The sequence below is a fragment of the Paenibacillus odorifer genome, from assembly GCF_000758725.1.
GTDB classification, from domain to species: Bacteria; Bacillota; Bacilli; order Paenibacillales; family Paenibacillaceae; genus Paenibacillus_AQ; species Paenibacillus_AQ odorifer.
Genome location: NZ_CP009428.1, coordinates 5,605,528 through 5,630,241, shown reverse-complemented (window position 1 = coordinate 5,630,241; position 24,714 = coordinate 5,605,528). Strand labels below are relative to the sequence as shown.

Annotated in this window: 27 protein-coding genes; 20 read left to right on the top strand and 7 right to left on the bottom strand. The window is 41.9% G+C overall.

What is annotated here, in order from left to right:
* The first annotated feature begins 95 nt into the window (after positions 1 to 95).
* The 5 genes from PODO_RS24575 to PODO_RS24555 all read left to right on the top strand — a co-directional run bounded on the left by PODO_RS24575 (position 96) and on the right by PODO_RS24555 (position 3,947).
* Positions 96 to 653: a hypothetical protein gene (locus tag PODO_RS24575; RefSeq protein ID WP_038573121.1), complete on the top strand. Its 558-nt coding sequence runs from the start codon at positions 96 to 98 to the stop codon at positions 651 to 653.
* A 119-nt stretch (positions 654 to 772) separates the two neighbouring features.
* On the top strand, positions 773 to 1,672 hold the full coding sequence (locus tag PODO_RS24570; protein ID WP_038573120.1) for a hypothetical protein: 900 nt from the start codon (positions 773 to 775) through the stop codon (positions 1,670 to 1,672).
* Positions 1,673 to 1,764: 92 nt separating this feature from the next.
* Positions 1,765 to 2,229 carry a DUF8821 family protein gene (locus PODO_RS24565; protein ID WP_038573119.1) on the top strand — a complete coding sequence of 155 codons (465 nt, stop codon included), beginning with the start codon at positions 1,765 to 1,767 and terminating at the stop codon, positions 2,227 to 2,229.
* Between the two features lie 525 nt (positions 2,230 to 2,754).
* Entirely contained in the window at positions 2,755 to 3,072 is a 318-nt protein-coding gene (locus PODO_RS24560) for a transposase (RefSeq protein WP_038573118.1), read from the top strand.
* Positions 3,021 to 3,947 carry an IS3 family transposase gene (locus PODO_RS24555; RefSeq protein ID WP_143758705.1) on the top strand — a complete coding sequence of 309 codons (927 nt, stop codon included), beginning with the start codon at positions 3,021 to 3,023 and terminating at the stop codon, positions 3,945 to 3,947. Before PODO_RS24560 ends, PODO_RS24555 begins: the two co-directional genes overlap by 52 nt.
* On the opposite strand, the gene PODO_RS24550 is transcribed toward PODO_RS24555, so the two are convergent.
* On the bottom strand, positions 3,928 to 4,683 hold the full coding sequence (locus PODO_RS24550) for a hypothetical protein (protein ID WP_038573114.1): 756 nt from the start codon (positions 4,681 to 4,683) through the stop codon (positions 3,928 to 3,930). The genes PODO_RS24555 and PODO_RS24550 overlap by 20 nt on opposite strands.
* Between PODO_RS24550 and PODO_RS31340 the strand changes: the two genes are divergently transcribed.
* Positions 4,684 to 4,860 carry a hypothetical protein gene (locus PODO_RS31340; RefSeq protein ID WP_155288189.1) on the top strand — a complete coding sequence of 59 codons (177 nt, stop codon included), beginning with the start codon at positions 4,684 to 4,686 and terminating at the stop codon, positions 4,858 to 4,860.
* A gap of 122 nt (positions 4,861 to 4,982) precedes the next feature.
* Here PODO_RS31340 and PODO_RS24545 read toward each other — a convergent pair whose 3' ends face one another.
* The 5 genes from PODO_RS24545 to PODO_RS24530 all read right to left on the bottom strand — a co-directional run bounded on the left by PODO_RS24545 (position 4,983) and on the right by PODO_RS24530 (position 8,861).
* Positions 4,983 to 6,152 carry a DUF4179 domain-containing protein gene (locus tag PODO_RS24545; protein ID WP_038573113.1) on the bottom strand — a complete coding sequence of 390 codons (1,170 nt, stop codon included), beginning with the start codon at positions 6,150 to 6,152 and terminating at the stop codon, positions 4,983 to 4,985.
* Complete coding sequence (locus PODO_RS24540) at positions 6,139 to 6,672, bottom strand: RNA polymerase sigma factor (RefSeq protein WP_038573112.1); 534 nt, start codon at positions 6,670 to 6,672, stop codon at positions 6,139 to 6,141. The genes PODO_RS24545 and PODO_RS24540 overlap by 14 nt, the downstream gene beginning before the upstream one ends.
* 74 nt (positions 6,673 to 6,746) lie before the next feature.
* On the bottom strand, positions 6,747 to 6,977 hold the full coding sequence (locus PODO_RS31570; protein ID WP_141118504.1) for a hypothetical protein: 231 nt from the start codon (positions 6,975 to 6,977) through the stop codon (positions 6,747 to 6,749).
* Positions 6,978 to 6,996: 19 nt separating this feature from the next.
* A complete protein-coding gene (locus PODO_RS24535) occupies positions 6,997 to 7,545 on the bottom strand; it encodes a hypothetical protein (RefSeq protein ID WP_038573111.1) in 549 nt (182 codons plus the stop codon).
* A 104-nt stretch (positions 7,546 to 7,649) separates the two neighbouring features.
* A complete protein-coding gene (locus PODO_RS24530; RefSeq protein ID WP_052097297.1) occupies positions 7,650 to 8,861 on the bottom strand; it encodes a sugar efflux transporter in 1,212 nt (403 codons plus the stop codon).
* A gap of 248 nt (positions 8,862 to 9,109) precedes the next feature.
* Between PODO_RS24530 and PODO_RS24525 the strand changes: the two genes are divergently transcribed.
* Positions 9,110 to 10,039, top strand: a complete 930-nt coding sequence (locus tag PODO_RS24525; protein WP_038574814.1) for a phosphotransferase — start codon at positions 9,110 to 9,112, stop codon at positions 10,037 to 10,039.
* Positions 10,040 to 10,239: 200 nt separating this feature from the next.
* Here the strand turns inward: PODO_RS24525 and PODO_RS24520 are convergent, their stop codons facing one another.
* Positions 10,240 to 10,425, bottom strand: coding sequence for a hypothetical protein (locus PODO_RS24520; RefSeq protein WP_036679656.1), 186 nt, complete (start codon positions 10,423 to 10,425; stop codon positions 10,240 to 10,242).
* A 507-nt stretch (positions 10,426 to 10,932) separates the two neighbouring features.
* Between PODO_RS24520 and PODO_RS24515 the strand changes: the two genes are divergently transcribed.
* The 13 genes from PODO_RS24515 to PODO_RS24455 all read left to right on the top strand — a co-directional run bounded on the left by PODO_RS24515 (position 10,933) and on the right by PODO_RS24455 (position 24,642).
* Complete coding sequence (locus tag PODO_RS24515) at positions 10,933 to 11,844, top strand: dihydrodipicolinate synthase family protein (RefSeq protein ID WP_038573110.1); 912 nt, start codon at positions 10,933 to 10,935, stop codon at positions 11,842 to 11,844.
* Complete coding sequence (locus tag PODO_RS24510) at positions 11,813 to 12,490, top strand: SGNH/GDSL hydrolase family protein (protein WP_218918660.1); 678 nt, start codon at positions 11,813 to 11,815, stop codon at positions 12,488 to 12,490. The genes PODO_RS24515 and PODO_RS24510 overlap by 32 nt, the downstream gene beginning before the upstream one ends.
* Before the next feature lie 148 nt (positions 12,491 to 12,638).
* The gene (locus tag PODO_RS24505) at positions 12,639 to 14,045 is read left to right on the top strand and encodes an ABC transporter substrate-binding protein (RefSeq protein ID WP_038573109.1); all 1,407 of its coding nucleotides are present in this window, start codon (positions 12,639 to 12,641) and stop codon (positions 14,043 to 14,045) included.
* Between the two features lie 84 nt (positions 14,046 to 14,129).
* Complete coding sequence (locus PODO_RS24500; protein ID WP_038573108.1) at positions 14,130 to 15,005, top strand: carbohydrate ABC transporter permease; 876 nt, start codon at positions 14,130 to 14,132, stop codon at positions 15,003 to 15,005.
* Between the two features lie 13 nt (positions 15,006 to 15,018).
* Entirely contained in the window at positions 15,019 to 15,861 is an 843-nt protein-coding gene (locus PODO_RS24495) for a carbohydrate ABC transporter permease (RefSeq protein ID WP_080742596.1), read from the top strand.
* 24 nt (positions 15,862 to 15,885) lie between these two features.
* Positions 15,886 to 16,575 (top strand): N-acetylmannosamine-6-phosphate 2-epimerase, encoded by a 690-nt coding sequence (locus tag PODO_RS24490; RefSeq protein ID WP_036679646.1) that lies wholly within the window; start codon positions 15,886 to 15,888, stop codon positions 16,573 to 16,575.
* Between the two features lie 23 nt (positions 16,576 to 16,598).
* The gene (locus PODO_RS24485; RefSeq protein WP_038573107.1) at positions 16,599 to 17,477 is read left to right on the top strand and encodes an ROK family protein; all 879 of its coding nucleotides are present in this window, start codon (positions 16,599 to 16,601) and stop codon (positions 17,475 to 17,477) included.
* Between the two features lie 23 nt (positions 17,478 to 17,500).
* Complete coding sequence (locus PODO_RS24480; RefSeq protein ID WP_051491079.1) at positions 17,501 to 18,355, top strand: MurR/RpiR family transcriptional regulator; 855 nt, start codon at positions 17,501 to 17,503, stop codon at positions 18,353 to 18,355.
* A gap of 30 nt (positions 18,356 to 18,385) precedes the next feature.
* Positions 18,386 to 18,859: a NanQ anomerase/TabA/YiaL family protein gene (locus PODO_RS24475; protein WP_038573106.1), complete on the top strand. Its 474-nt coding sequence runs from the start codon at positions 18,386 to 18,388 to the stop codon at positions 18,857 to 18,859.
* 236 nt (positions 18,860 to 19,095) lie between these two features.
* Positions 19,096 to 20,088 (top strand): ABC transporter substrate-binding protein, encoded by a 993-nt coding sequence (locus PODO_RS24470; protein WP_094902111.1) that lies wholly within the window; start codon positions 19,096 to 19,098, stop codon positions 20,086 to 20,088.
* Positions 20,069 to 20,845 carry an ABC transporter ATP-binding protein gene (locus PODO_RS24465; protein WP_038573105.1) on the top strand — a complete coding sequence of 259 codons (777 nt, stop codon included), beginning with the start codon at positions 20,069 to 20,071 and terminating at the stop codon, positions 20,843 to 20,845. The genes PODO_RS24470 and PODO_RS24465 overlap by 20 nt, the downstream gene beginning before the upstream one ends.
* 50 nt (positions 20,846 to 20,895) lie before the next feature.
* Positions 20,896 to 21,591 (top strand): ABC transporter permease, encoded by a 696-nt coding sequence (locus PODO_RS24460; protein WP_244886389.1) that lies wholly within the window; start codon positions 20,896 to 20,898, stop codon positions 21,589 to 21,591.
* 471 nt (positions 21,592 to 22,062) lie between these two features.
* Positions 22,063 to 24,642 carry an alpha-L-arabinofuranosidase C-terminal domain-containing protein gene (locus PODO_RS24455; RefSeq protein WP_052097295.1) on the top strand — a complete coding sequence of 860 codons (2,580 nt, stop codon included), beginning with the start codon at positions 22,063 to 22,065 and terminating at the stop codon, positions 24,640 to 24,642.
* The last annotated feature ends 72 nt before the right edge of the window (positions 24,643 to 24,714 follow it).

The window sequence follows — 24,714 nt, the reverse complement described above, 5'->3', positions numbered from 1 at the left end:
GGGAAGGCTTTTTTGTCTAGAAAGATAAGAATCCGCCAACCCCTCACAACCAACGTGTCAGAGTAAGCTTTTTAAATATAAACGGGGTGTGTTGGATGAAGATAAATAATAATTATTTGAAAGAACAATTAAAACATGTATATTGGCTAAATGGTGGACCTTGTGCTGGAAAGACTACTATGACCAAGAAGTTTGTAGAGGAATTAGGTTTTCAAACATTAGGGGATGATCTCTTAAAATATAGACCATTCTCTAGCCCTATGGAATATCCTGCCCTTCAATTCCCTAATCCTAGTTTAGATTGGAATAAGTGGTTTAATAAACCTGTAGATGAACATTGCCAATGGTTATTTCAAGTGGTCGAAGAGATACCGTTTATCCCGGAAAAGAGAATGATATGTTTTTATACGTCCGATGCGGAGATAGAGAGATTATATTACTTTAGAGAAGACCATAAGATGATTCTGGACTGCATTAACGCTTATACGTTAAATCCAGAAGAAACAATTAAACACAGTAATAAATCTATGATTAAGTTCTCCAATGAAATAAAGAGCGCTTGCACTAAGCTGGGCATCAAAACCATAGAAAGAACACTAAATATGAGCGTAGAAGAACAATTTAGGTTAGTTCGTGAACATTTTAAAATGTAGGGATGACTGTAAGGTATACCTACTCAAAGAAACCATTCCTAGAAAAGTACACAGGTGTGCCCGTATAATAAATAGGAGTAAGTAATTGGAAGTAGACTGATGATGAGGGGAGAGAAGACATGTTTTTCTTTAAGAAAAATAAAGGCATCACAAAAGAGGAACTGCAGGCCCTGGTTGAAGGCTTGGAGCAGGCTTATATGGATAAGGATGAAGAAGGTTTGAGCAAAAGATTTCATCCAGATAAGAGGGGAATGTCCTTTTTAAATCACTTTCAATTAATGATGACATTTCAAATCTATAATATAAAATCTGAAATTCTCGAATTTGAATTGCTGTCAATGGATGCTACTAAAGCAGTCTTTACATACACTCGGAAGCATATTCATACCTGTATCAACCCCGCCGATGAACGTGAGGAAAAAAGAAATCAAATTATCAGTTATTACGTTGAGGCTGTGAAGGAGAATGGTTCAATTTGGATTACGAGGTACAGCCCTTATAGCACGATTTTTGTAGATAAGAAGGGTGATTTCCTTAGTGGTGTGGATGCGGTCATTCCTCCTGGAGAAGAGATCAATTCAGGTATTGTGCGATTCATCCCGTATTTTCAGCTTAATAGCTATGTACCTGCAACATTCCATGTCTACAGTAACAGTCAATTTATCGGATATTATCCGCTAGGAGAATACCATCGGTACGAACCTTCGCATACGTTCACGATTAATTATTTTGATAAGATAGAGGCATCTTCTGTAGAGAAGCATACAGCGGATTATATCTCCCAAGAGACCTTGTTGACCGCTCAAGTACTGCATCAGACTGATAATAGCTCTGTAGTGGAGACGCAGTTGATGAACAATAATGTATTAGAGCATGAACTTGTTACCAGCCTGCTTACGAAGGATGGGTTCTATATGATTAGATTTCTGTATGACAAAGGGGAGCCGATACCGCCACAGGAGCGAGAAAAGTGGAAGCGTGAGATGGTCACTTTAGTAGAAAAAGAGCACAGCAGTTAACACAGAAACTTGCCGTTACAGACAGCACGCGAACTGTATCCTAAGTAACGATAAGTTTTTTTGGGAATAATGAGAGAAAAGGAGAGATGGAAATGTCCTATATCGTTGATTTTAAAAATGTGTCTACGGTTGGTTTAGAATCTTCACCAGTAGTAGATGCGCTTGCTGGTCTGCGTGCTAATGAGGCCCGTTATTTTATGAATAAATACAAGCATGAATTTACGGCTGTACAAGCCAGCGAAAGTCAGGAGACCCTTGATTATGTGAACCGAATTTTAAAAGAAGAACGTGATATTGAGTTTGCGGCCAAGCCTTTAGAAACGTCGCGTTTTCAAGTGGAAAATATTAAATTTGCTTATGTCTTTTATGAGGATGGCCTTGCGGTCAACGTTATGTATACGGTGGATGACCCTAAGAAGCGAGCCGTTGGTTTTAAGCTTTCTGAGGGGATGGAGATCCCAAAGGAGCTAGAAGAGAAGTTTAAGTTTGCAAGGCAGAAGTCCAAACTAGCTGGAACAATTCGGGGTTCGTTTTTTGTAATTAAAAAAGAATACTAAAGTAAGCAAAATTGCAACATAATCAATGAGAGGGCCATTCTGTAAAAGGATGGCCCTAAACCTTGCCAGTATAGATAATTTGCGTAGGTTATCTATGGGAATGGACTCTCATTTAAGAGGCCGATTTATTATATAGAGCAACGAAAACTGGAGTAGCGTGCGCTTCACCATTTTTTTGTATGAGTAGCTAAGATGCTGGAATGTACGGTATAAATCCCGTAGAAAAGAGCTGAGGTAGCTGAGACGGTGAAATGTATGGGATAAATCCCGCAGATAAGAGCTGAAGTAGCTGAGACGGTGGAATGTACGGTATAAATCCCGTAGAAAAGAGCTGAGGTAGCTGGGACGGTGAAATGTACGGTATAAATCCCGTAGAAAAGAGCTGAGGTGGCTGGAATAGTGAAATGTACGGTATAAATCCCGTAGAAAAGAGCTGAAGTGGCTGGGACGGTGAAATGAAGCTAGAATAAAAAGTGGACAGTAGTTAACAGACTGGCGATAATGAGTCCACGGAGGTGTGTTCACATGGGAGAACATCGACAACGGTACAACGAAGAATTTAAAAAACAGACAGTGCAGTTCATTCAAGAGCAAACAAAGACAGTGGGCGACTTGGCGGAAGAGCTCAACATCCCAAAAAGTACCCTGCATCAATGGATGAGCCAGTATCGAGAACTAAAAAATGAACCGGCAGCTAGCTTGGATCGAGTACGGGAACTCGAGGCACAGTTGAAAGAAATGAAACGTCAACTTCAAGAAAAAGATAACAAGATTGCCGATGTGGAAGAGGAATTAGCGATCGTAAAAAAAGCAGTGCACATCTTCAGCAAACCAAGGAACTGAGATTCCAGTTTATTGAAAAACATCGCTCCGAGTTTCTCTTGGAGAAGATGTGCATGACCCTACATGTGTCACGGAGCGGGTACTACAAGTGGCGGACAGAAAAAACCAGTACGCATATGCTTCGTAAGGCTGCGATAATGAAGCGAATTCAGTATCATTTTGCAGACCATCAAAAGCGGTATGGGAGTCCGAAGATCACCCGCCTGTTGCATCAAGAAGGTTATACCGTTACCGAACGCACGGTGAGTGTGTACATGCGACATATGAAGCTTCGCTCCATTGTCTCCAAAACGTATCGCGTACAGACCACCGACTCCAATCATGACCATCCGATTGCCCCGAATACGCTGAACCAGCAATTTAAAATACTCAAACCCAATTCAGTATGGGTTACCGACATTACGTACATTCCTTGCCGGGGAGGGCGCTTGTACCTGGCTAGTGTGATGGACCTTTGCACGCGTGAAATCGTGGGGTGGCGCTTGGAGGACCATATGGAAACTAGCTTAATTTCGGGCGCCTTACAAGATGCTTACGAAGCTAAACAACCGGAAAAGGGTCTATTACATCACTCCGATAGAGGTTCTCAATATACTTCTCATGAATATACGAAGCAGTTGAAAGCGTATGGCATGGAGTCCAGCATGAGCCGCAGAGGTAACTGTTATGATAACGCCTGTATCGAGTCGTGGCACAGCATTTTGAAAAAGGAGCTCATTTATTGTAATCCACGATTCAAAACTAAGGAGCAAGCCTACCAGACACTTTTTCAATATATTGAGTTTTATTATAACCGCAAGCGAATGCATGGCGCGCTGGGGTATCTTTCTCCAGTTCGTTTTGCTGAGCAATTGACTAGAATGTCTGTTGCGTAACTGTCCACTTTCTTGACAGAGGTCCAAAATGTACGGTATAAATCCCGTAGAAAAGAGCTGAGGTAGCTGGAACGGTGAAATGTACGGTATAAATCCCGTAGAAAAGAGCTGAGGTGGCTGGAACGGTAGAATGTACGGTATAAATCCCGTAGAAAAGAGCTGAGGTGGCTGGAACGGTAGAATGTACGGTATAAATCCCGTACAAATGAGTTGAGGTGGTTGAGATGCTGGAATGTACGGTATAAATCCCGTAGAAAAGAGCTGAGGTGGCTGGAATAGTGAAATGTACGGGATAAATCCCGTACAAATGAGTTGAGGTGGCTGAGATGCTGGAATGTACGGTATAAATCCCGTAGAAAAGAGCTGAGGTAGCTGGAATAGTGAAATTTACGGTATAAATCCCGTACAAATGAGTTGAGGTGGCTGAGATGCTGGAATGTACGGTATAAATCCCGTAGAAAAGAGCTGAGGTGGCTGGAATAGTGAAATGTACGGTATAAATCCCGTAGAAAAGAGCTGAGGTAGCTGGAATAGTGAAATGTACGGGATAAATCCCGTACAAATGAGTTGAGGTGGTTGAGATGCTGGAATGTACGGTATAAATCCCGTAGAAAAGAGCTGAGGTGGCTGGAATAGTGAAATGTACGGGATAAATCCCGCAGATAAGAGCTGAGGTGGCTTGGCTATATCGACTTGGTTGGAGACTCTCCGGGGGCATCAGATTTGATCCATTCAAATGTGTTCGACAAGTCACCTATTATTTGACAAAACATGGAAGATGTTGGATGCGGTCAAAAACAATCGAATTATTGAGATTGATATGGAAAAATATTTTGCAGCAGATTCATACTCCTCCTTGTTACAAGCTGAAGATATTGCCGACAAATTATCGAAGCTGGCTTCATCAAAATAACCTTATTGGATTGAACCTACCTGAAGTCATCTAAATAAAAGACGAAGCCTATTATGGCTTCGTCTTTTGTAGTTTTGCATACCCTTTTCATCCTAGAAAATAAGGTCCCTTTTACAAATGAACTATTGGACCGAAAGTACAGTCTCCAGCTCAGGGATATATTCCTTGACCATATTGTTGTCTTCCCACAGTCCTTTAGTCCCAGCTGGGGCTTGACCTTCGGAAACGACTAAGTACGGTTTGATGGTTACGGTACTCGGTATAGTCTTGAAGGGTTCAAAATGAACATTATAAGATTCGCTTACGGGGTGAGCACCGACAGGCTTCAGTTGAACGCCACGTTCATCCACAATGTCAAATTGAAGAGCGATGACGCCCCCGTTAGCACCCTTATATTTCGAAGGGATAGAAGCGAGCATTTCTTCTACGCTCTGGCCCGGTTTGGTTTTGTACTCAATGGATACCTGCGTTGTGATTGGGGTGATTTCTACCTTACTGATCTGCAAGTTAATGTTATCGTGATGCTTGGTCTCCTCTGAAGTTAGGGCGGTAACAGGCGTTGATGTGGTAACAGGCAGAACGAATTCGAACGGGACATCGTAACCCTTTAACGTTATATTTACAGTCAAGTCAAACTGATCAGGGAACTGGACAGTCTGTGTTGTTGTGCTCGGCTCATAATAAGTGTTCAAAACCTGAACCATTATGCTGGAAGCAGTCTCACCATCCATGTGTTCGTAACTCCAGAGCAGAGGTTGGCCTTTATAGAGAACCTCAAACTTATCCACCGCCCCTTTATTGGCATCGGAAGGCGGCGAATTGGGCTCCGAAGCCAGACGGTTTCCAGGAGTGGTTAGGTTCATAAGAATTCGGGTTCCGTCAAATAACAATGTTGGGATATTCATCGTCACATCGCCATGGGTCACGCTTTGGTTTACGTTTGTGATGAAATCCTCGGCTTGTTGAACACCGGGATCTAAGTTTTTTTCGCCCCATAATGAATAGATTTGTCCCAGAACCGGAATTTGCTTGAGTGCATCAGCTATTGCGGGCGATACAAAGCCGGAAGCAAGGAGTGTAACTCCCAGGATTGCAGCGGCTGCAGTGGAAACCCACCATTTATTAAAAGTTCTTGATACATCTATCTTTCTCTGAATGGGGGAAATAGAATTATCGGTCTCCCTGATGATTTGGTAAGTCTCATTCAGCTTGGAGCGGGCAATATCCGATAACTGATCGGGAAGTAAGCTTTGGCAGTTCTTTAATTGTTTTTCTAACTTAGTGTTTACCATGTCGCAACCTCATTTCTTGATTGAATTGAGATGAATGCTTTAGCTTTTTGCGGGCGCGATGCAGCCGGGTCTTCACGGCTACCGTAGAAATTTCGAGAATGTCGGAAATTTGATTGATCGGCATGTCCTGTAGGTAATGAAGGTGAATGACAATCCGGAGGTTCTCCTCAAGATGTTGAACGGCATCCCATAATTCGATTTTCTCATAATCCTTGGAAGTGGAAGGGACTTCGGGAAGTTCTCCATAAGGGAGGGTTCTTGCGTTGTTTTTGAGCATTTTATTGCATTCATTAATCAGAATCCGGAAGATCCACGTTTTGAAAAATGCGGGCTCTCTGAGTGTATGGATGTTCTTAAAGGCTTTTAGCATCGTCTCCTGCAGGGCATCTGCACAATCTTCTTCTTTGTTGACGATGGACCTTGCAGTTCTGTATAAAGGTAACTCTATCTCCTGCATCAACTTCACGAATGCTTCAGGGTCCCCAGCTTTGGCTTTGACGACAATAGGATCTATATGCAAAGATTTACCTGCTTTCTTGACTAGAAGTCTTAGGATGTTCGTAACGTTACTTAAATATTAGATCGGGTAGGTAGCTAGAAGGTTACCACAAACATGATTCCATTCTCCGCATCTCGCAAAGGATGAAGATTACTTTTGCTGTCTGTAGCTAGTAGCAGGGTATCCTTCGCATAATGGGAAGGCATTTCACGGTGCTCTTCCGAACGATTAATGTGTAACTGAGCTAGCAAGGTGAGAAATTGGTTTTTTTCACAAAAAAATCGCCGTTCAAATTCCCTGTCAGGAATCGGACGACGATTTTTCATAAGCTAGTCAGTCAGTCAATCAATCAATAATATAAATGACCCATTCCCCTTGATCGTTTGGCCGAATAGCGTATAGCATTTTTACATTTTCAACGGTCTCTGCGGCCATATCCAAGCGTTGTCCGATTACCGTTATATTCACCTGATGTTCGTTGGGTAACATGGAATCGATGCTTTCAATGTCTGTGAATTTGTACTGATATTGTTCGTTATAATAAGGCTCCATAGCCTCTGCTAGTTTTTTGTTTACGAACCCGGATTGATAAAGTGTGTGGTCATGCTCAACCAAAGCAGTTAGGTTTTTTTCCAGCACTTCAAGTGCGGGAAGATCATTTTCTGTCAATTGATCTGAATATGATTTCAGATTTATCGACAATTCTGCTTTAAAGCTGGCTTCATTTGGCTGCTTAGGTTCTGTGTTTTGCGGCTTCTGCGTACTAATCGCTGGACTTTGGGTTGGCGTATTTGCTCCTGTGCTCGGCTCCTCGATTGGTTTAACGTCCCCTGCACATGCTGCCAGAAAGATTAAAGACATCAACATGACCATTCTTGCAATAGTTTTTAACATCTAACCCCTACCTTTTTTTTGAGGATATGTTAGTTAGTCGCGAGAAGATATGGAGAAGTTTCAAGGGCTGAATAAAGCCCGAAAAAGCGGATTAAACCGCTAGATTAAATCGCTAGTTTTTGTGGATCATCTACAGAGTAACGTCCGCTTACCGCAAGCATGATTGTAGAAATAATGACGAGTATGAAACAGAGCACAAATGAATACCGGTACCCAACAACACTAGCTAATAACCCGCCAACAAGACTGCCAATCAGTCTGCCAATCGTGGATGAGTTAGAGTAGAGCGTGGATGCATACCCAGGCATGTTTGGAAGCAGATCCTGAATGTAGCTAATGCCAATCGCTGAAATAACGGCAACAAAAAAGGCAAGCAAAATTTGGGCTGCAAGCATTTGCCACATCGCGCCTGAAGTAATGACAACGAGATAATAAGCTCCTCCGAAAATGGCTCCGCACATCATCAGGATGCGGTTACTGTATTTCGCACTAAGTAGTCCCAGCATGATCATAAAAGGAATTTCCAGCGCAGCACAAATACTGCTGACTAAACCGACATCGCTTGTTGTTCCCCCTAGATTGTTGGTGATAAAGAGGGCAGTATTGATGCTACTCGTCCAGTGGGCTACATACATGAGTATCATAATCAGAAAAGGAAGCAGAACATTACGGTTCTGACCCAACCGGAAACTTTTTACTTTTACTTCTGCAGTACTGCTTTTCACTTCTGTATTTGATTTCAGGAATAGTGAAATAAGTAAGGCAACCAGCAGGAATACTCCGATGGTGCCCGAGAAAATCCCCTTAAACCCAACAGCAGCAATTAGCAGAGTACCGATTAAAGGACCTGTAATAAAGCCGAGAGAGAAAGCAGAACGCAAGGTAGAATTTGCAAACGCAGTATCTGTAAAATCGCTCTTATTCACTGCTTCTCTAGCTATGGCGAACAATTGAGGCATCCCTGGTGCACCGAGTGCGGTGAACACAATCATGTAAATGAATAAGATCGTAAAATCCCCAATGAGCAAGTATCCGCTATAAGCAAGGGCATTACAGAGCGTGGAGACAAGGTAAATGTTTCTTCGATTTAAGCCAAGGTCAGAGCGTCTCCCGATTAGTGTACTGATCCATATTCCGGCAATTAACGTGGTGGCCAGAAAAACACCAAACAGCCCGACAGATACTCCAAGCTGTTCCGTAAAATAAATGGATAAAAAGGGTGCGCTGAGTGAAATCCCCATCCCCTGCAGTAACATACATAAAAAGAGTAAGCCATAAGAGGGAATCGAAAATAGTGCAGTTAGTCGTTTGAACATGTTGTGAAAGTACTCCTCTATATTTGTTTAGATATTTCATAAAAAAAAGCCGTTGAAATTGATTCCAACGGCTTTTTGTATGCTTGTTTTTTTCAAGACCTTATTCAACATCATAATTGATCAGAAAGAATAAGTCTATACTTTCGGCTGGATTTTATTTACTATTGTGAAGCCGGCAAAACCTAATAAATGGAGTGTTGTTAATGGACGTTACTTGTCATCTCGATAAGACTGACTTACAGGATTATATTAGTAGGGTGTTTGGCAGCAGTTATTTCGTTGCTCGTGTTTCGCGCATGCATGGCGGCGCACAAAAGGTGGTCTACAAGATTGAGTGCAGTAATGGATTTTCCTGCGTTTTGTATGTGTGGGATCTTTCTATGAATTATTTTAAAGAAGAAAAAGCAAATGAAGATATAAATGAACAATCCTATGGAAGTCATTTATTCGAATTAAATAACAGGTACTTAACACAACATGGAGTTCAGACCCCTGCTCTTTATGATCTGAATAAGGAAAGAGATCGTTACTCTTTCGATTATGCTCTAGTTGAATATATAGATGGAAGAATGGCAGAAACCTATTTTTATCATCCCGATTCACGTGTTCAAGATAAAGTTTTTCAGCGTGTGGGGGAAATGCTTACTGCTATGCATACCAACGAGAGGCATGTTTTTGGGAAAGCAAATGCTAACGAGAGCAGCATGAGCGAATGTCATTTATTACAAATGGAAAATGCGAAAGTGCAGCTAGCCTATGCCTCCCAACATATTGAGAAGATCAGGTCTAATCAAAGCAAACTGCTCGATAAGTTGTACGAGCTTGAATCAAAAATTCAACCCAGACAGCAATATGGGTTTATTCACGGGGAACTGGGTCCTGACCATGTTATGGTTAATGATAAACTGGAACCCTTTTTGATCGATATCGAAGGGGCAATGTTTTATGATATTGAGCATGAGCATAGTTTTTTGCAGATGCGTTTTGGGGATTTCTATCGGTACTTAAAGAACGATGCTCTGGATCATGATAGGCTGTTATTTTATCAATTCCACCATCATATCTCCTTAACTTCAGGTGGATTAAAGCTGCTACATAGAGGATTTCCTGACCAACAATTCGCCCAAGGCCTAGCTGATTATCAATCGGAACGCGCGCTGAGGTTTATCGAAGGATGAACTAAACAAGGCGTTTGGGTTGATAACCTACTGCCATGTCCTTGAATGTAACCTATTAGCCTTCTTCACCCTTTAGGGTGGAGGAGGTTTTTTCGGTATACAACTACAGGGCATAATAAAAGACCGCATCCACTGGAGTTGCTTCCAGAACTGGCGGTCTGATGTCTTCGTTATGAATCAATCTTTATCTGAAGGGTTAGTTAATGAAATTTAACGGTCTTGATGCGAGCCTCTTCTTCATAGCTAAGTGGTTTCGGAGATTGCGGAGTGTGGAGATGACGCTCCACGGAGTACTCCATTTTCCGGTAGTCCTCATTACCTGTATTCAATGTTGGATTCCAGTTTTCTGTCACCCAATTTTTAAGTTCCTTAAGTCCTGCTAGCATTTCCTCCAGCCTCCTTTGGCGAAGAAACAAAATAGATTTTGTAGTTCTTTGTTTACGCTTTCATTATAATCCTAAACTCCATTTTTTAAAAGGTGTGTCCGTCTGAAAAACACAGATTATTCAGTGAACATTGTGTGTTATTTAGGTTTTGTGCTTCATCTGGAGAGAAGTGTCTCCCTGTAGGAGACATTTTTAGTGGAGCTGAAAGGATACTCATTAGTACCACTTTTTTAGTTTTTTTTACATCCGTATATCCAACAAATACTACCCTGAAGAAATAAATTTAGGGTGGAATATTTACAGGATTATTTTCTAATGAATATGGAAAAATAAATGATTATTAGCTGCGAGTTGCACTGAAAACCATTATTTTGCTAATCATAAATAAGATTGGTGGAAATAAATTTTATTTTTCTAAAAATAGAGAAAATAATTTACAAAACCAAAATATAATGATATTTTGTTTATGTAGAAAAGAAACCGCTCACAACTTAAGGGGGATTAACAATGACACTCACAAAGTTCCACGGAATTATACCTGCCTTTTATGCCTGCTATGACGATCAAGGAAATATTTCGGAATCCCGGACGCATGCTTTATGTGATTACTTATTTGAAAAAGGAGTTCAAGGTGTATATGTGGGAGGCAGCTCAGGAGAATGTATTTACCAGAGTCTCGACGAACGCAAAGCGGTACTAAGCTACGTAGCTAGTAACCTGAAAGGTAAAATGACACTGATTGCCCACGTGGGTGCCCCTTCCACTAGAGATAGCATTGAGTTAGCGAAACATGCTGCAACCTTAGGATACGATGCATTATCCGCAATCCCGCCTATATATTTCAAGTTACCTGATAGTGCGGTCTATAAATATTGGAGCGAGATTATGGAGGCAACCCCTCTTAGCTTCATTATCTACAACATTCCTCAGACTACTGGATATACACTGACTCCTTCCTTATTTGAGAAGCTGCTTGCGAACAAAAAGGTGATTGGTGTGAAGAACTCCTCCATGCCGACTATGGATATTGAAAGATTCAAAAGAGTGGGTGGAAAAGATGTAGTGGTATTTAATGGACCGGATGAACAATATGTTGCGGGAAGAATCATGGGAGCGGATGCGGGAATCGGTGGAACCTATGCGGTTATGCCTGAGCTGTTCCTGCAAGCTAATGAATTTGTTAAGGCTGGTAAGTTCGAAGAAGCTGGACAAATTCAAAGCGATATCAACGATATTATCATCGCCCTTTGTTCGCTGAAAGGTGCCATGTATGCCGGAATAAAAGAGATTCTAAAATTAAGAGGCGTAAACATTGGCAGCGTAAGAGCACCGCTTGAGGCAGTAGCCGCTGAGGATGCTGGTCCGATCGCAGACATTATGAAATTGATTGATCAAGCTATTGAAAGATATTGCGGTTAAGATAATGAAGAAATCCATCGTATGCTTTGGCGATTCTAATACTTGGGGCTACGACGCAGAGACAGACCGCAGATTTAAGGATGATATTCGTTGGACGGGAATTCTTCATACAGAATTGGGTGACGCCTACCGAATGATCGAAGAAGGGCTTCCCGGCAGAACAAGTGTCAGTGAGGACCCTCTATTTGAAGGACTTTCTGGAATCTCCTATATCTATCCCTGCCTGATGTCACATTCGCCATTAGACTTGGTTGTGATCATGCTTGGGACCAATGATACAAAAGAAAGGTTTGGACTAACTTCTTATAACATCGCACAAGGTATTGTTAGGTTGGCTCTTAAAGCTAAAGATAGCGGTGCAGGACCCGAGGGGAAGGCTCCAGAGGTTCTAGTAATCGCGCCCCCTCCGATTGGAGCAGAGTATATTCATACCCCTATTGGCAAACCAATGGGTAGCGGATGTAGTGAGAAGTCTATGGAGCTCGCTGAGCATCTTGCAGCGTTACTAACGGAAACTGGCATCCACTTTATAGACTCCAGAGATCATGTATCGATGAATGAAATTGATTATATGCATCTTGATCCGCAAGGACATCGTAGCATGGCCGATTTAGTGCAATACCATGCCAAACGGATTTTAAATTAAGGGTTCTATGCTTTCGAAGTGAGTTTTGTACGACGCGATTCAGAGAAGTTAATGCTTACAAAACTTTAAGCGTATGCTTTCGAAGCAAGTTTTGTACGAAGCGATTCAGAGAAGATAATGCTTACAAAACTTTTAGGGAGGTTTATAAATGAAGAAAAAACGTTTACTCTCGACAATGGTTGCGCTAATGGTGATTATTTCTTTAATTTCAGGTTGCTCAGGTAACAATGCTGCTAGCTCTAATACATCCGATAATTCTTCTGCATCTGGGAAGGAAAAAGTGGGGATCAGAGTATGGCTGACTCCACAGTGGAAGGGTGTTGTGGATGCCACGGAGGCAGGCGCGGACTATGATAGCTTCCTAAAGCACGCCGCTGAGAAATTCAAAGCACAATATGATAAATATGATGCGGATATTCAAATAGAGGTCATTGCTGGAGATCAGCGCGATCAATTGCTTAACGTTAACTTAAGCGGAGGAACACCTCCAGATGTGTTCTTTGAGAGTGTATTCCCGATGGGGGATTACGTTCACCGTGGAGCATTGGTTCCTTTGACCGACATCATTGATGAAGACGCGAAGAGCGATATTGCTCAAAACTACTGGGACGCTGTAACGTTCGGAGAAGATATTTATTTCTATCCATTCCAGCACAACCCAGGCACCTTGGTTTACAACGCGGACATGTTTAAAGCAGCAGGCTTAGAAAAGTTTGTGGGTGAAGAATCCGAAATCAAAACTTGGAACTTGGATGAATATCAACAAATTCTTGAGGGTCTGAAAAACAATCTGCCGAAGGATAAGTATTCGAATGCATATCCAATGGCATTATTCGCTGTAAATAATCAGGGCGATACATGGAACCTTGCCTATATGAGAATGTTCGGCAATAAGTTCTTTGATGATCAAGGCAACATTGTCCTGAACGATGAGAACGGAGTTAAAGCTGCAACTTGGCTGAAAAACCTATATGACGGCGGATATACAAATCCAGGAGCAGAATCTGTTTCTTCTAATGATGCCAATGCTATGTTCCAAAATCAGCAATTAGCAATCAGTTTCACTAATCCGATTCTGTTTAATGGTACGAAAGCTAATATGGCGGATGGTACGGCAGCGAAATTTGATATGAGACTTGCTAATATTCCGTCGGAAAGCGGCGATCCTCTATCCTTTACTTATGTAGTAGGCGCTAGTGTATTCAAGTCCAAAGATGCTAAGAAGACTGAAGTAGCTAAAGATTTCGTGAAGTTCTTCTCAAGCGATCCTGAGTTAGTTAAATCCTCTAAGAATGGTATTCCTGTAAGAAGTTCTGTAGCCGAAGCACTTAAAGCGGAGAATCCACTGTTTGCAGCTTACGATGCCAACTCTAAATATTTGTTCAACTTCACAGGCAACGTTCCAGGATACAGCCAATTAAGAGAGGTCTTATATCCAGAGCTACAAGCACTTTACATGGGAGCTAAGACACCGGAACAGTTTGTGCAAGATTATCAGGCAAGTGGCAACAAGGTGATTGAGACCAATAAAGCTGGCTCTGTAATTTTCCAATAATCTAAGACCAGATAAACAATACACGATTGACAGCCTTTAGGGTCTGAAGAGACTCTGGGGCTGTTAATTAGAAAGGTAAACGATATGAAACTACGTAGTAATTACCTAAAAGAGAATATTACAGGTTATCTGTTTATTTTACCTCAGATGATAGTATTCTTAGCCTTTCTTGTCTATCCGATCTTAGAAGGGATGCGGCTGAGTCTATACCAGATTAATTATGACAGTGAGAAATTTGTGGGTTTTGCCAATTACACCACATTGTTTAATGATCCGGTATTTTTTAAGGCTACCATCAACACCGTTGTGTTCGTAATATTTATCGTTCTACTTACAGTGGGGTTTGCATTGTTCGTAGCCTCTGCGGTATTTGATAAAAATGCTAAGTACGTTTCCTTTATTAGAGGAAGTTATTATATCCCGGTAATGGTGTCCATGGTGGTTATGAGTATGGTCTGGAGCTTTTTGCTGAATCCGGCTAACGGACTTATCTCTTATCTATATAAAGACATGGGGCTAGGGACGATTAATCTGCTGGGAAATCCAAAGACGGTTCTGCCAGTCGTGATATTTGTAACCTTCGCAACTAACGTGGGCCAGGCAATTATTCTGTATATAGCTGCGATGATTGGTGTCTCGAAAGAGCTTTTTGAAGCAGCCGAAATCGACGGTGCTAGCAGATGGCAAGTGATATCAAAGATCCTGATTCCTTCGGTAGGACCTACAACAACTTATATTACGATTATCAATATTATTGCCGTATTAAAAATCTTTGTAGTCATTCAGTTACTGACCGGTGGCGGACCGAACAATTCCTCCGTAACACTGATGTACTACCTTTATAATAATGCCTTTAAATATAACCAACTCGGCGTAGCTTCTGCGGTAGGGCTTATCATGTTCGTGATTACATTGATATTGTCTGTGCCACAGCTACGAAGCATGATTAAGGTGAAGTGAGGGGGAATACAACATGTCGAAGATTAAAAACAAGAAAAAGAGAGAGAAGTTTGATGTGATATCGAATGTGATCATTATCCTCTTCGCACTCCTTAATCTTTTTCCACTATATTGGTTATTCACAAGTTCACTCAAGAACAGCTCGGATGTTGTGAAGATGCCTCCAGACTGGTGGCCCAAATCGATTACATTCTCCAACTATGTGGATGTATTTCAGAACCAGCCGGCTTTAAGATGGACGTTTAATAGTATTTATGTATCAGGTGTTTCTACTATTTTGGTTATTGTTGTAGGCTCTATGGCCGCCTATGCATTCTCAAAGATTAATTTTAAAGGTAAAAATATAATCTTCATTATCTTTATATCAAGCTTGATGATTCCTAAAGAAATTATGATTGTACCCTTATTCCGGATCACCCAACAATTTGGAATGGTAAATAGTTATAACGGTATGATTTGGCCGAACGTGGCGGGTGCATTTGGAGTGTTCCTATTAAAGGGATTCTTCGACTTAACCCCTAATGCCTTAAGAGAAGCCGGGAGAATAGATGGTGCAAATGAATGGAGAATCTTCACGCGCATCATGTTGCCTATTGTCAAACCTGGTATTGGAGCCTTATTTATTCTAAATTTCGTGCAAGTCTGGAATGATTATTTGTGGCAGCTGGTTATAGGCCAAGAGAACAAAATGAAAACATTAATGGTTGGTACTGCGACCTTAATGCAGGATTTGAATCCTAATTTCGCTTATAAAATGGCCGGAGCTACCATCGCTGCAATTCCGATGTTGCTAGTGTTCATGTTATTCCAACGGTTCTTCACCAATGGGATTACGGCAGGAGCAGTTAAAGAATAAATAAAAATGTGGAGTGGGTTACTGATGAATACTGAAAATAATGTACTTAAAAAAATAAAACATAAATTAGTCGTCTCCAGTCAAGCCTTACCAGAAGAACCGCTGCATAGCCCGTTTATTATGGGGAGAATGGCTTATGCTGCTTACTTAGGCGGGGCTTCTGGAATTCGGGCAAATAGCGTAGCGGATATTCAAGAAATCAAAAAGCAAGTGAATCTGCCGATCATTGGGATAATCAAAAAGGTGTATGAAGGCTCTGAAGTCTTTATTACACCCACTCAAAAGGAAGTCGATGAGCTGTACCGCGAAGGGGTAGATATCATTGCTATGGATGCTACAGACCGTATTCGCCCGGACGGATCTACTATTTCTGAACTTTTTCCACTTTTAAAAGAGACCTACAAAGATCAACTGTTTATGGCGGATTGTTCTACATTTGCGGAAGCTGCGAAGGCTGTTGAGCTGGGATTTGATCTGATTGGAACTACCTTGAGCGGTTATACAGAGGCTACTAAAGGCCGCAACTTGCCAGATTTTGAATTGGTTCAACAAATCGTCAACAACTTCTCTGTTCCCGTTATAGCTGAAGGTGGGGTTTCCACTCCTGAAGAATTAAAGACCATGTTTGATTTAGGTGTGTATTCAGCAGTGGTTGGCTCTGCGATCACGAGACCGATGGAGATTACGAAACGGTTTGTGAACGCTATTCAGTAGAACGCCAGAGAGGGTAGATGGAAATGAGGATTGTAGCCGTAGATATTGGCGGTACCAATACCAAGATGTGTATATGCGATAAACAGGGGAATGTACATGACTTCAAGGAGTATGCAACAGAAAGCTACTTGGGGGGACCTCATGTAATCTCAAGAATGCTGGAAAAGATTGCAGAATACGATCATTTTGATGCCATTGCCATAAGCACCGCGGGCCAAGTTAATGCAGAAGAAGGATTTATTGTCTATGCTAACGAAAATATACCTAGATATACTGGAATGAAAATTAAGGATATTGTCACCCATCATTTTCATAAACCTGTTATGGTAGAGAACGATGTGAATTCAGCTGCATTAGGCGAAGCTTATTATGGAGCTGCTCAGAGCTTTAACAATTTCTTATGTCTAACCTTTGGCACAGGTATTGGCGGTGCAATCGTCATTAATCGCCAAATCTACAAAGGGGCTAATGGGGTAGCGGCTGAATTTGGCCATATCTTTACTCACCCATTGTCGGCCACATCCGGAGTAGAAGGACTGCCATATTATGAAAAATACGCTTCAACCACAGCTTTAGTGAAGCGGGCTCAGCTGGCAGATCCCGAATGCACGGATGGAAAAGCCTTATTTGATAAAATACAGAGCGGAAATGAGCAGCTTGAACGTATTTTAGATCTATGGATTACTGAAGTGGCTGTTGGTTTAGCTTCTATCACTCATATCTTCAATCCATCCGCGATTATTATTGGTGGCGGCGTAATGGAACAAGAAGATTTGGTTCGAAGGGTAGAAGAACGAACGAAGTCTTTGCTTATGGAAAGCTTTGCGGGAGTGAGAATTGTTAAAGCCTCATTAGGGAATAAGGCAGGTCTGCTGGGAGCTTCCTCCTTATTCGTACATTAATTTATTGAAAAGGAGGGGCTTTTTTGCGGACAATCAGTATTTTTTCTTCAATTCATTCTAAATACAATAATTTGACGAATACGGAGAAGAAGGTAGCGGACTACGTACTGGAGAACACGAGAAGTGTAGTCTACATGTCGATTACTGATCTTGCAGATGCATGTGATGTTGGGGAGTCAAGTATATTTCGATTTTGCAAATCTTTAAGTTATAAAGGGTATCAAGAGTTCAAGATCGCATTGGCACATAGCATCACTGTGGAGAATGAGATCCCGCAGCTTACCGATCAAATTCTGATGGATGATACGATTGAAGCTGTTGCTTCTAAAGTGCTGACCACGAATGTAAGTGCACTCAACGAGACCTATAATTTAATTGATATACAGAAGATCAGTGAGGCTATTGAGTATTTGATTAATGCAGAACGTGTATTATTTTTCGGTGTGGGCTCTTCTCTAGTCACAGCTATGGAAGCCAAAATTAAATTTATGCGCATTACGAACAAAACGGAATGTTTAATGGATTCACATCTGCAGATGATGTCGGCAGCACTGATGTCTAACCGGGATGTCGCTGTTGTGATTTCTTATTCCGGCTCGACCAAGGATAGCATTGAGGTTGCGAGAAAAGCAAAGGAAAGAGGAGCCAAAGTAATATCCATTACTAGGTTTGAAAAGTCACCGCTAACCTCGTACTCCGATCTGACCCTGCTATGTGGTGCTAATGAAGGACCGCTGCAAGGGGGTTCATTATCTGCAAAGATATCGCAGCTCTATCTGCTTGATATTTTATATGTAGAATATTTCAAGAAGACTAGTGAGCAATCCATAATTAATAAAGAAACAACAGCTTCAGCAGTCAGTGAGAAACTGGTTTAGTACATTAAGATGTGAGGGGAATGGAAAGCTATGATCTTAGGTTCTTTGTCATCTTGGGAAGAGCATATCAAGTATGAGAATCCTGTCATTGTTGAGGCTATCGAGGAATTGAAAGTAATCTTACAACATGATCCTGATCTTGGACGAATCGAAATTCGCGGGAACGAAATGTATGCTTCGATTATGGCTCTTGAGGCAAAATCGCTGGAGGAACAAGTCGCAGAGAAGCATGAGGCCTATATTGATGTGCATTATCTGATCGAAGGTGAAGAAACGATTGGCTGGGCAACCCTGCAAGAAGGGATCGAACCCATTAAGCCTTACGATGCCGAAGGAGAATATGCGCTTTATCCCCCATCAGCAGATGAAATATTGTTATCTTTGAAGCCTGGCATGTTCGCGGTCTTTTTCCCTCATGATGTTCACAGACCGGGTATGGGTCAACCGGGGCAGCAGATTAAAAAAGCTGTCATTAAAATCCACACAAATCTACTAACTCCATAACATTGAAATTGAGGCTGGTAGCGGAACCATTCCGCTGTCAGCTTTTTTTGCGTCGCTTCTATTTACTTATATCTAAATTTATAAATATACAAAATATAAAGATTGGTGGTAAACTTAACATGCCTAAAGCTTTTTTTGTAGAGCTTAAGGATTTTTTTGCATGCACATTTATGAGTGAGCAAAGAATATTACAGAGAATTACACTATAGAAAGAATAATGGAGGCAGGAGAGTTAAATGAAGAATAAAGGTCTAAAGAGAATGTTGTTGTTATCTATGATGGTTGTTGTCATCGCTGCACTTGCAGTCGGTTGTGGTTCGAAAAATAATACAAATACAGAATCGTCAGAGGGAGCTGCTCCAGAAGCTGCAAAAGAAGTTACCTCCTTGTCGCTAGGTTTATTGCCCTCGATTGATGCTATTCCTTTTATCATCGCACATGAACAAGGTTTCGATAAAAACCACGGTGTGGAGCTGGATATCCAAACATTTAAAAGCGCCAAAGATCGGGATGTAGCTTTTCAAGCAGGCAAGCTGGATGGTCTAAGCGCTGACCTGGTTGCGATCTCCATTTACAATGAGGCTGGACTGGATGTGAAGATCGCCAGTACAACTTTTGGAGAGTTTGATTTGCTGACTGGAAATGAATCCATCCAGGATGTGAAGGATTTGAAGGGTAAAACCGTGATTTTGTCTAAAAATACCTCCACACAATATACAGTGGCAATGATGCTGAAACAAGCGGGCCTGACCGAAGATGATATTACAGTCACAGAGGTTCCACAGATTCCGACCCGTTTAGAATTGCTTAAGAATAATAAGGCGGATGCGGCTATTTTGCCGGAACCTTTTGTAACTATGGGCAAAACCTCAGGGTTGCGTGTACTGAGCTCAACGCTAACTGCGGGAGTAAATCCGTTCGTTTTAGCTTTCCCGCAAACTGCAATTGATGCCAAAGCAGAGGCTATCCGCAGTATGTATGCTGCATATGATGAAGCAGTAGCTTATATGAAATCCCATGAGCAATCCGAATATATCGATCTTGTAATCAAAGAAGTAGGATATCCGGAAACATTAAAAGATGAAATCAAGGTACCAGATTATGTACCAGCTTATCAAGTGGATGTGAAGGAAGTAGAGGCTGCATTTGCTTGGGCACGGGAAAAAGGTTTGCTCAGCAAAAATATCTCGGCCGAAGATGTGATTTCTGATGTCCAATTCAAGAAATAAAGGACTCGTTATAAAGGATCTGAAAGTAGAATATAAGAGCGGACAATTGGCCTTGGGTCAGGTAGATTTAACTTTGCCGGAGCACGGGATTTACACCATTATCGGACCCTCCGGCAGCGGGAAATCAACTTTATTACGGGCGATTGCGGGCTTGCTGCCTAGCTATCAGGGACACATTCTTTTTAATGAGAAATCTGTGCATGAGAAAGAAACGTTAATCGGGCTGGTGCCGCAGAACTACGGGCTTCTTCCTTGGAAGACTGTACATGATAATATTCAGATAGCGATGAAGATTACGCATACGGCAAGTTCATCCAAGCAAGAACGGGAGACGCAGATTAAGCAGTGGCTTTCGTCGATGGCGATCTCTGATTTAGCAGAACGTTATCCCTTATCCCTTAGTGGAGGCCAGCAGCAAAGAGTGGCGATTGCCAGAGCTTTTGCCATTTTGCCTACTATTCTGTTGCTGGACGAGCCATTCTCTGCACTCGATGCGATAACAAGGGAAACGCTGCAGGTCCTCTTTTTAGATAACTGGCTGGCTAACCCTACGACTACGTTATTTGTCACTCATGATGTGGAAGAAGCGATTCTGCTGGGGCAAAAGATTATTGTCATGCCTTCCAACAAAGAAACTACACCTGAGATTATTGATAATCAGTTGGTGTTTCATATGAAGCATGAGGATAAGCGGGACAGTGTAGATTTCTTTGAGCAGACTAAGCGGATTAGAAAGGTAATGCAGGAGATATGGTAAACAAACGTCGACTTCATCATCTAGTAAGGCTTCTATTTGTATTTGTTTGTATGAATGTAGTCTGGTATATCGCATTTTTACTTATGAATCATTCGATTTTGCCAAGTCCCTTTGCTGTATATAAAGCGATGTTTCAGTTAGGGGCGCAGGATATTGCTATAAATGTAGGGTATAGCTTGTTCAGAATTTTTGCAGGTGTGGTAATGGCGTTAATTATTGGACTGCTTATAGGTCTTCTAATGGGACGTTCGTTGACCTGGAACAAACTGCTGGACCCTGTGGTTTACTTGACCTATCCGGTTCCCAAAATTGCCCTGCTTCCAGTAGTGATGCTGTTCTTCGGGCTTGGGGAAACGTCCAAAATCCTAATGATCATGCTGATTCTATTGTTTCAGATCATCATCTCTGTAAGGGATGGGGTTAAGGCTATTCCGGACAATACCTATGATGTCTTAACTAGTATAGGTGCCAGCGCTGTGCAGAAGTTCTGGCATGTGACACTGCCGGGTGCATTGTCAGTGATTCTGAGTACGATTCGTATTTCGCTAGGGACAGCGATATCTGTACTGTTTTTTACGGAGATTTATGGAACAGAGCACGGCATGGGCTTTTTCATCATGGATGCGTGGTTAAGATTAGATTATCCGGAGATGTATGCGGGAATTATGTTGTTCAGCTTGGTCGGTTTTATTCTCTTCTTGCTTGTTGATTTTCTTGATTACAAGTTTATGAAGTGGCGGAATTAAATTTAGTTGAGATATAACTATAGCTTTCCTTTGCCCGAGTTTAGGCAAAGGGGAGCTTTTTTTATATGATTTTTTGGTGAGAATAAAATTAATTTTAATTTCATCATTATTTGAATGGAAAAATAAAACAGTAAAATAAATGGAGGGAAAAATGAAAAATAAACTTACTTATGGCTGTAAACCCCCGTTTATTTTAGAGGAATATAAAGATGGTGAGATGAAAAGAGGGAATTTATTTTAAAAAAACTAATAAATCTCTTAATTTCTTGCATATCTATTGGAAATTATATTCATAAAAGTATAAAAAGGTTTAGTTTAATTTATTTACAACCAGATTTTAGTATGGTATTTTATCAATGGAAACGGATTCATTTAGGTTTTACGGAATAATTTTAAGTTTTTACGAATGGAAGGATTTGTTCGCTTCATAAGAAAATGAAAATGCTAATAAAAAGTTGGGGGTAAATATCTTTGAATAAATATGGACGAAAACTATGGCTTACGGTGTTGATTTTCGTGATTGTAGTTGGCGGTCTGACGTATTATTGGGCTTCTAAGGGAGAAAACACCGCGCCACTGTCTCAGTCTAAGGAATCTGCCGTAGAAGCAACGGGTGAAGCGGGAAAGGAAACTGTTCCACCGGCGACAGCAGCTAATACAAGTAGTGGACCCGCGTATACGTTGACCGTGGATACGGAAAATCCGGGAGCTAAGATAAGCCCGATGTTGTACGGAGCCTTTTTCGAAGAGATTAATCATGCGGGAGATGGAGGGCTATATGCAGAGCTGATTTCCAATCGTTCCTTTGAGGATAGTTCGGTCACATTGTTCAATTGGTGGATTGATGAAAAAGGAGGCAGTAAAGGGAAGCTTGCTCTGACCGGCACTAAGCTTTTGAACGATGCTCAGACCCAGGCAATGGCTTTAACAGTATCATCTGCTGCCGAGGGCGGTTCGGTATCTGCTGTGAATAACGGTTACTGGGGGATCGCTTTGACGAAGGATGCCAGTTACAAGTTGTCTTTCTATGCGCGGCCAGAGCCAGGGGACAATATGCCACTGCGTATAACGTTAGAAAGCCCGGATGGCAAAGAGCTATATGCAGAACAGACCGTTGATAAGTTAAAAGAAGGATGGAACCCATATACATACACACTGACTTCTACAGGTACTGTAGTAAACGCACGAATTGTAATCTCTGCTGCAAATGTAGGTACTGTTTATCTCGATATGGTGTCTTTGTTTCCTGAGACTTGGAACAACAGAGAGAATGGACTTCGCATCGATTTGGCTGAAAAGGTAGCTGCGATGAAACCCGCATTCGTTCGTTTTCCGGGGGGATGTTTTGTGGAAGGAAAAACGCCAACAGATGCTTATCAATGGAAGAATACCATTGGACCGATTGAGACGCGTCCCGGTCATAAGGGATATTGGGATTATCGCTCCTCAGATGGGCTGGGCTTCCACGAATATCTGCAATGGGCTGAAGATCTGAAAGCGGAACCATTATATGTAGCTTATATCGGGATTTCACATAACGGAGATCCTATAGCCAAGCAGAATACCGTTCCAGTCAGTGAAATTCAGCCGTGGATACAAGATGCGCTGGACGCCATTGAATATGCAAACGGACCGGTTACTAGCAAATGGGGGGCACAAAGAGCCGCCAATGGTCATCCGGAGCCTTTTAATATGAAATATGTAGAGATTGGTAACGAAAACAATTTCCAGATGAGTGAATATATTAAGCGTTATGGCTTGTTTTATAAGGCAATTAAAGAGAAGTATCCAGAGATTCATCTCATTGCCAATGCGGCAGTTGAAGGGGAGCCTATCGAACTGGTTGATGAGCATTACTATGAAACCTCTGAATGGTTCCTCAGCAACTCGAACAGATACGATACTTATGACCGGAGTGGTCCTGAGATTTATGTTGGTGAGTATGCGGTGACCAAGGGTGCTGGAGAAGGCAATCTGAACGCTGCAATCGGCGAGGCCGCTTTTATGATGGGCATGGAACGGAATTCTGATATCGTGAAAATGTCCTCCTATGCTCCATTGTTTGTGAATACGAAGGATCGTACTTGGAACCCGGACGCTATTGTGTTTGATTCATCGACTAGCTACGGAACACCTTCTTATCATGTGCAGCAGATGTTCGGAAGCAATAAGGGGGATGTAGTTCTTCCAACCTCACTTGTGGCTCTAGGACAAGAAGAAACCTCCGGTAAGCAATCCATTCAAGGTGGAATTGGTTTGGGGACTTGGGCCACCCAGGTAGAGTACAGCGATGTACGAGTAGCGAAAGGTGATGACGTTCTTTTTGAAGATCATTTCAAGAAGGATTCCGGAGCCTGGACTCTAAACAATGGGGACTGGGAACAATCCAAGGGTACTTTTAAGCAGACTTCTAATGATATTGATATTCGCGCAGTTGCCGGTGAGGCTTCATGGAGTGATTATACACTTTCTCTTAAGGCGAAAAAGACTGGCGGAGCAGAAGGCATGCTCATTATGTTCGGCTCTAAAGATGAGGGCAACTTCTATTGGTGGAATCTTGGCGGCTGGGGAAATACGCAGAGCGCGATTGAAAAATCAGTAGGTGGAACAAGAGCAGTCATCGGAAGAACGGTTCCTGTAAGGATTGAGACTGGGAAATTGTACGATATCCGCATTGAATTATCAGGTGCTAATATCCGGCTCTATCTCGACGATGAGCTTATACAAGAGGTGAACGATGAAAGTCCGGCAGGGCCGCTGTTCCAAACTGCGAGCCGTGATCTTGCCACAGGTGAGCTGATCGTTAAAGTCGTTAATGCAGGTGACACTGCTCAGCGCACGGATGTTTCTTTTGCCGGACTTGCCACATCAAGCCTGGAAGGAACAGCTACCGTACTTCAGTCGGACGATTTAAATGCTGAGAATAGCTTCGCTGAACCTGACAAGGTGGCACCTGTAACTCAAAAGATAAGTGTAGACAAAGGTAGTCTGGAGTTTGAATTCCCGAAATATTCCGTGACCGTGTTCAGACTAAAGGAAGGGGGCAAATAGCTGGTCACGGAGGGAGTTCACTCCTTCACTATAAACAGGCATTTATTTGTTCAATTTAAGAGGGAGGTTAGG

Coding starts and splice junctions, on each gene's coding strand:
- PODO_RS24575 (WP_038573121.1), top strand. CDS start 96: ATGAAGATAAATAATAATTATTTGAAAGAACAATTAAAACATGTATAT.
- PODO_RS24570 (WP_038573120.1), top strand. CDS start 773: ATGTTTTTCTTTAAGAAAAATAAAGGCATCACAAAAGAGGAACTGCAG.
- PODO_RS24565 (WP_038573119.1), top strand. CDS start 1,765: ATGTCCTATATCGTTGATTTTAAAAATGTGTCTACGGTTGGTTTAGAA.
- PODO_RS24560 (WP_038573118.1), top strand. CDS start 2,755: ATGGGAGAACATCGACAACGGTACAACGAAGAATTTAAAAAACAGACA.
- PODO_RS31340 (WP_155288189.1), top strand. CDS start 4,684: ATGTGTTCGACAAGTCACCTATTATTTGACAAAACATGGAAGATGTTG.
- PODO_RS24545 (WP_038573113.1), bottom strand. CDS start 6,152: ATGGTAAACACTAAGTTAGAAAAACAATTAAAGAACTGCCAAAGCTTA.
- PODO_RS31570 (WP_141118504.1), bottom strand. CDS start 6,977: ATGAAAAATCGTCGTCCGATTCCTGACAGGGAATTTGAACGGCGATTT.
- PODO_RS24535 (WP_038573111.1), bottom strand. CDS start 7,545: ATGTTAAAAACTATTGCAAGAATGGTCATGTTGATGTCTTTAATCTTT.
- PODO_RS24530 (WP_052097297.1), bottom strand. CDS start 8,861: ATGTTCAAACGACTAACTGCACTATTTTCGATTCCCTCTTATGGCTTA.
- PODO_RS24520 (WP_036679656.1), bottom strand. CDS start 10,425: ATGCTAGCAGGACTTAAGGAACTTAAAAATTGGGTGACAGAAAACTGG.
- PODO_RS24515 (WP_038573110.1), top strand. CDS start 10,933: ATGACACTCACAAAGTTCCACGGAATTATACCTGCCTTTTATGCCTGC.
- PODO_RS24505 (WP_038573109.1), top strand. CDS start 12,639: ATGAAGAAAAAACGTTTACTCTCGACAATGGTTGCGCTAATGGTGATT.
- PODO_RS24500 (WP_038573108.1), top strand. CDS start 14,130: ATGAAACTACGTAGTAATTACCTAAAAGAGAATATTACAGGTTATCTG.
- PODO_RS24495 (WP_080742596.1), top strand. CDS start 15,019: ATGTCGAAGATTAAAAACAAGAAAAAGAGAGAGAAGTTTGATGTGATA.
- PODO_RS24490 (WP_036679646.1), top strand. CDS start 15,886: ATGAATACTGAAAATAATGTACTTAAAAAAATAAAACATAAATTAGTC.
- PODO_RS24485 (WP_038573107.1), top strand. CDS start 16,599: ATGAGGATTGTAGCCGTAGATATTGGCGGTACCAATACCAAGATGTGT.
- PODO_RS24475 (WP_038573106.1), top strand. CDS start 18,386: ATGATCTTAGGTTCTTTGTCATCTTGGGAAGAGCATATCAAGTATGAG.
- PODO_RS24470 (WP_094902111.1), top strand. CDS start 19,096: ATGAAGAATAAAGGTCTAAAGAGAATGTTGTTGTTATCTATGATGGTT.
- PODO_RS24465 (WP_038573105.1), top strand. CDS start 20,069: ATGTCCAATTCAAGAAATAAAGGACTCGTTATAAAGGATCTGAAAGTA.
- PODO_RS24460 (WP_244886389.1), top strand. CDS start 20,896: ATGAATGTAGTCTGGTATATCGCATTTTTACTTATGAATCATTCGATT.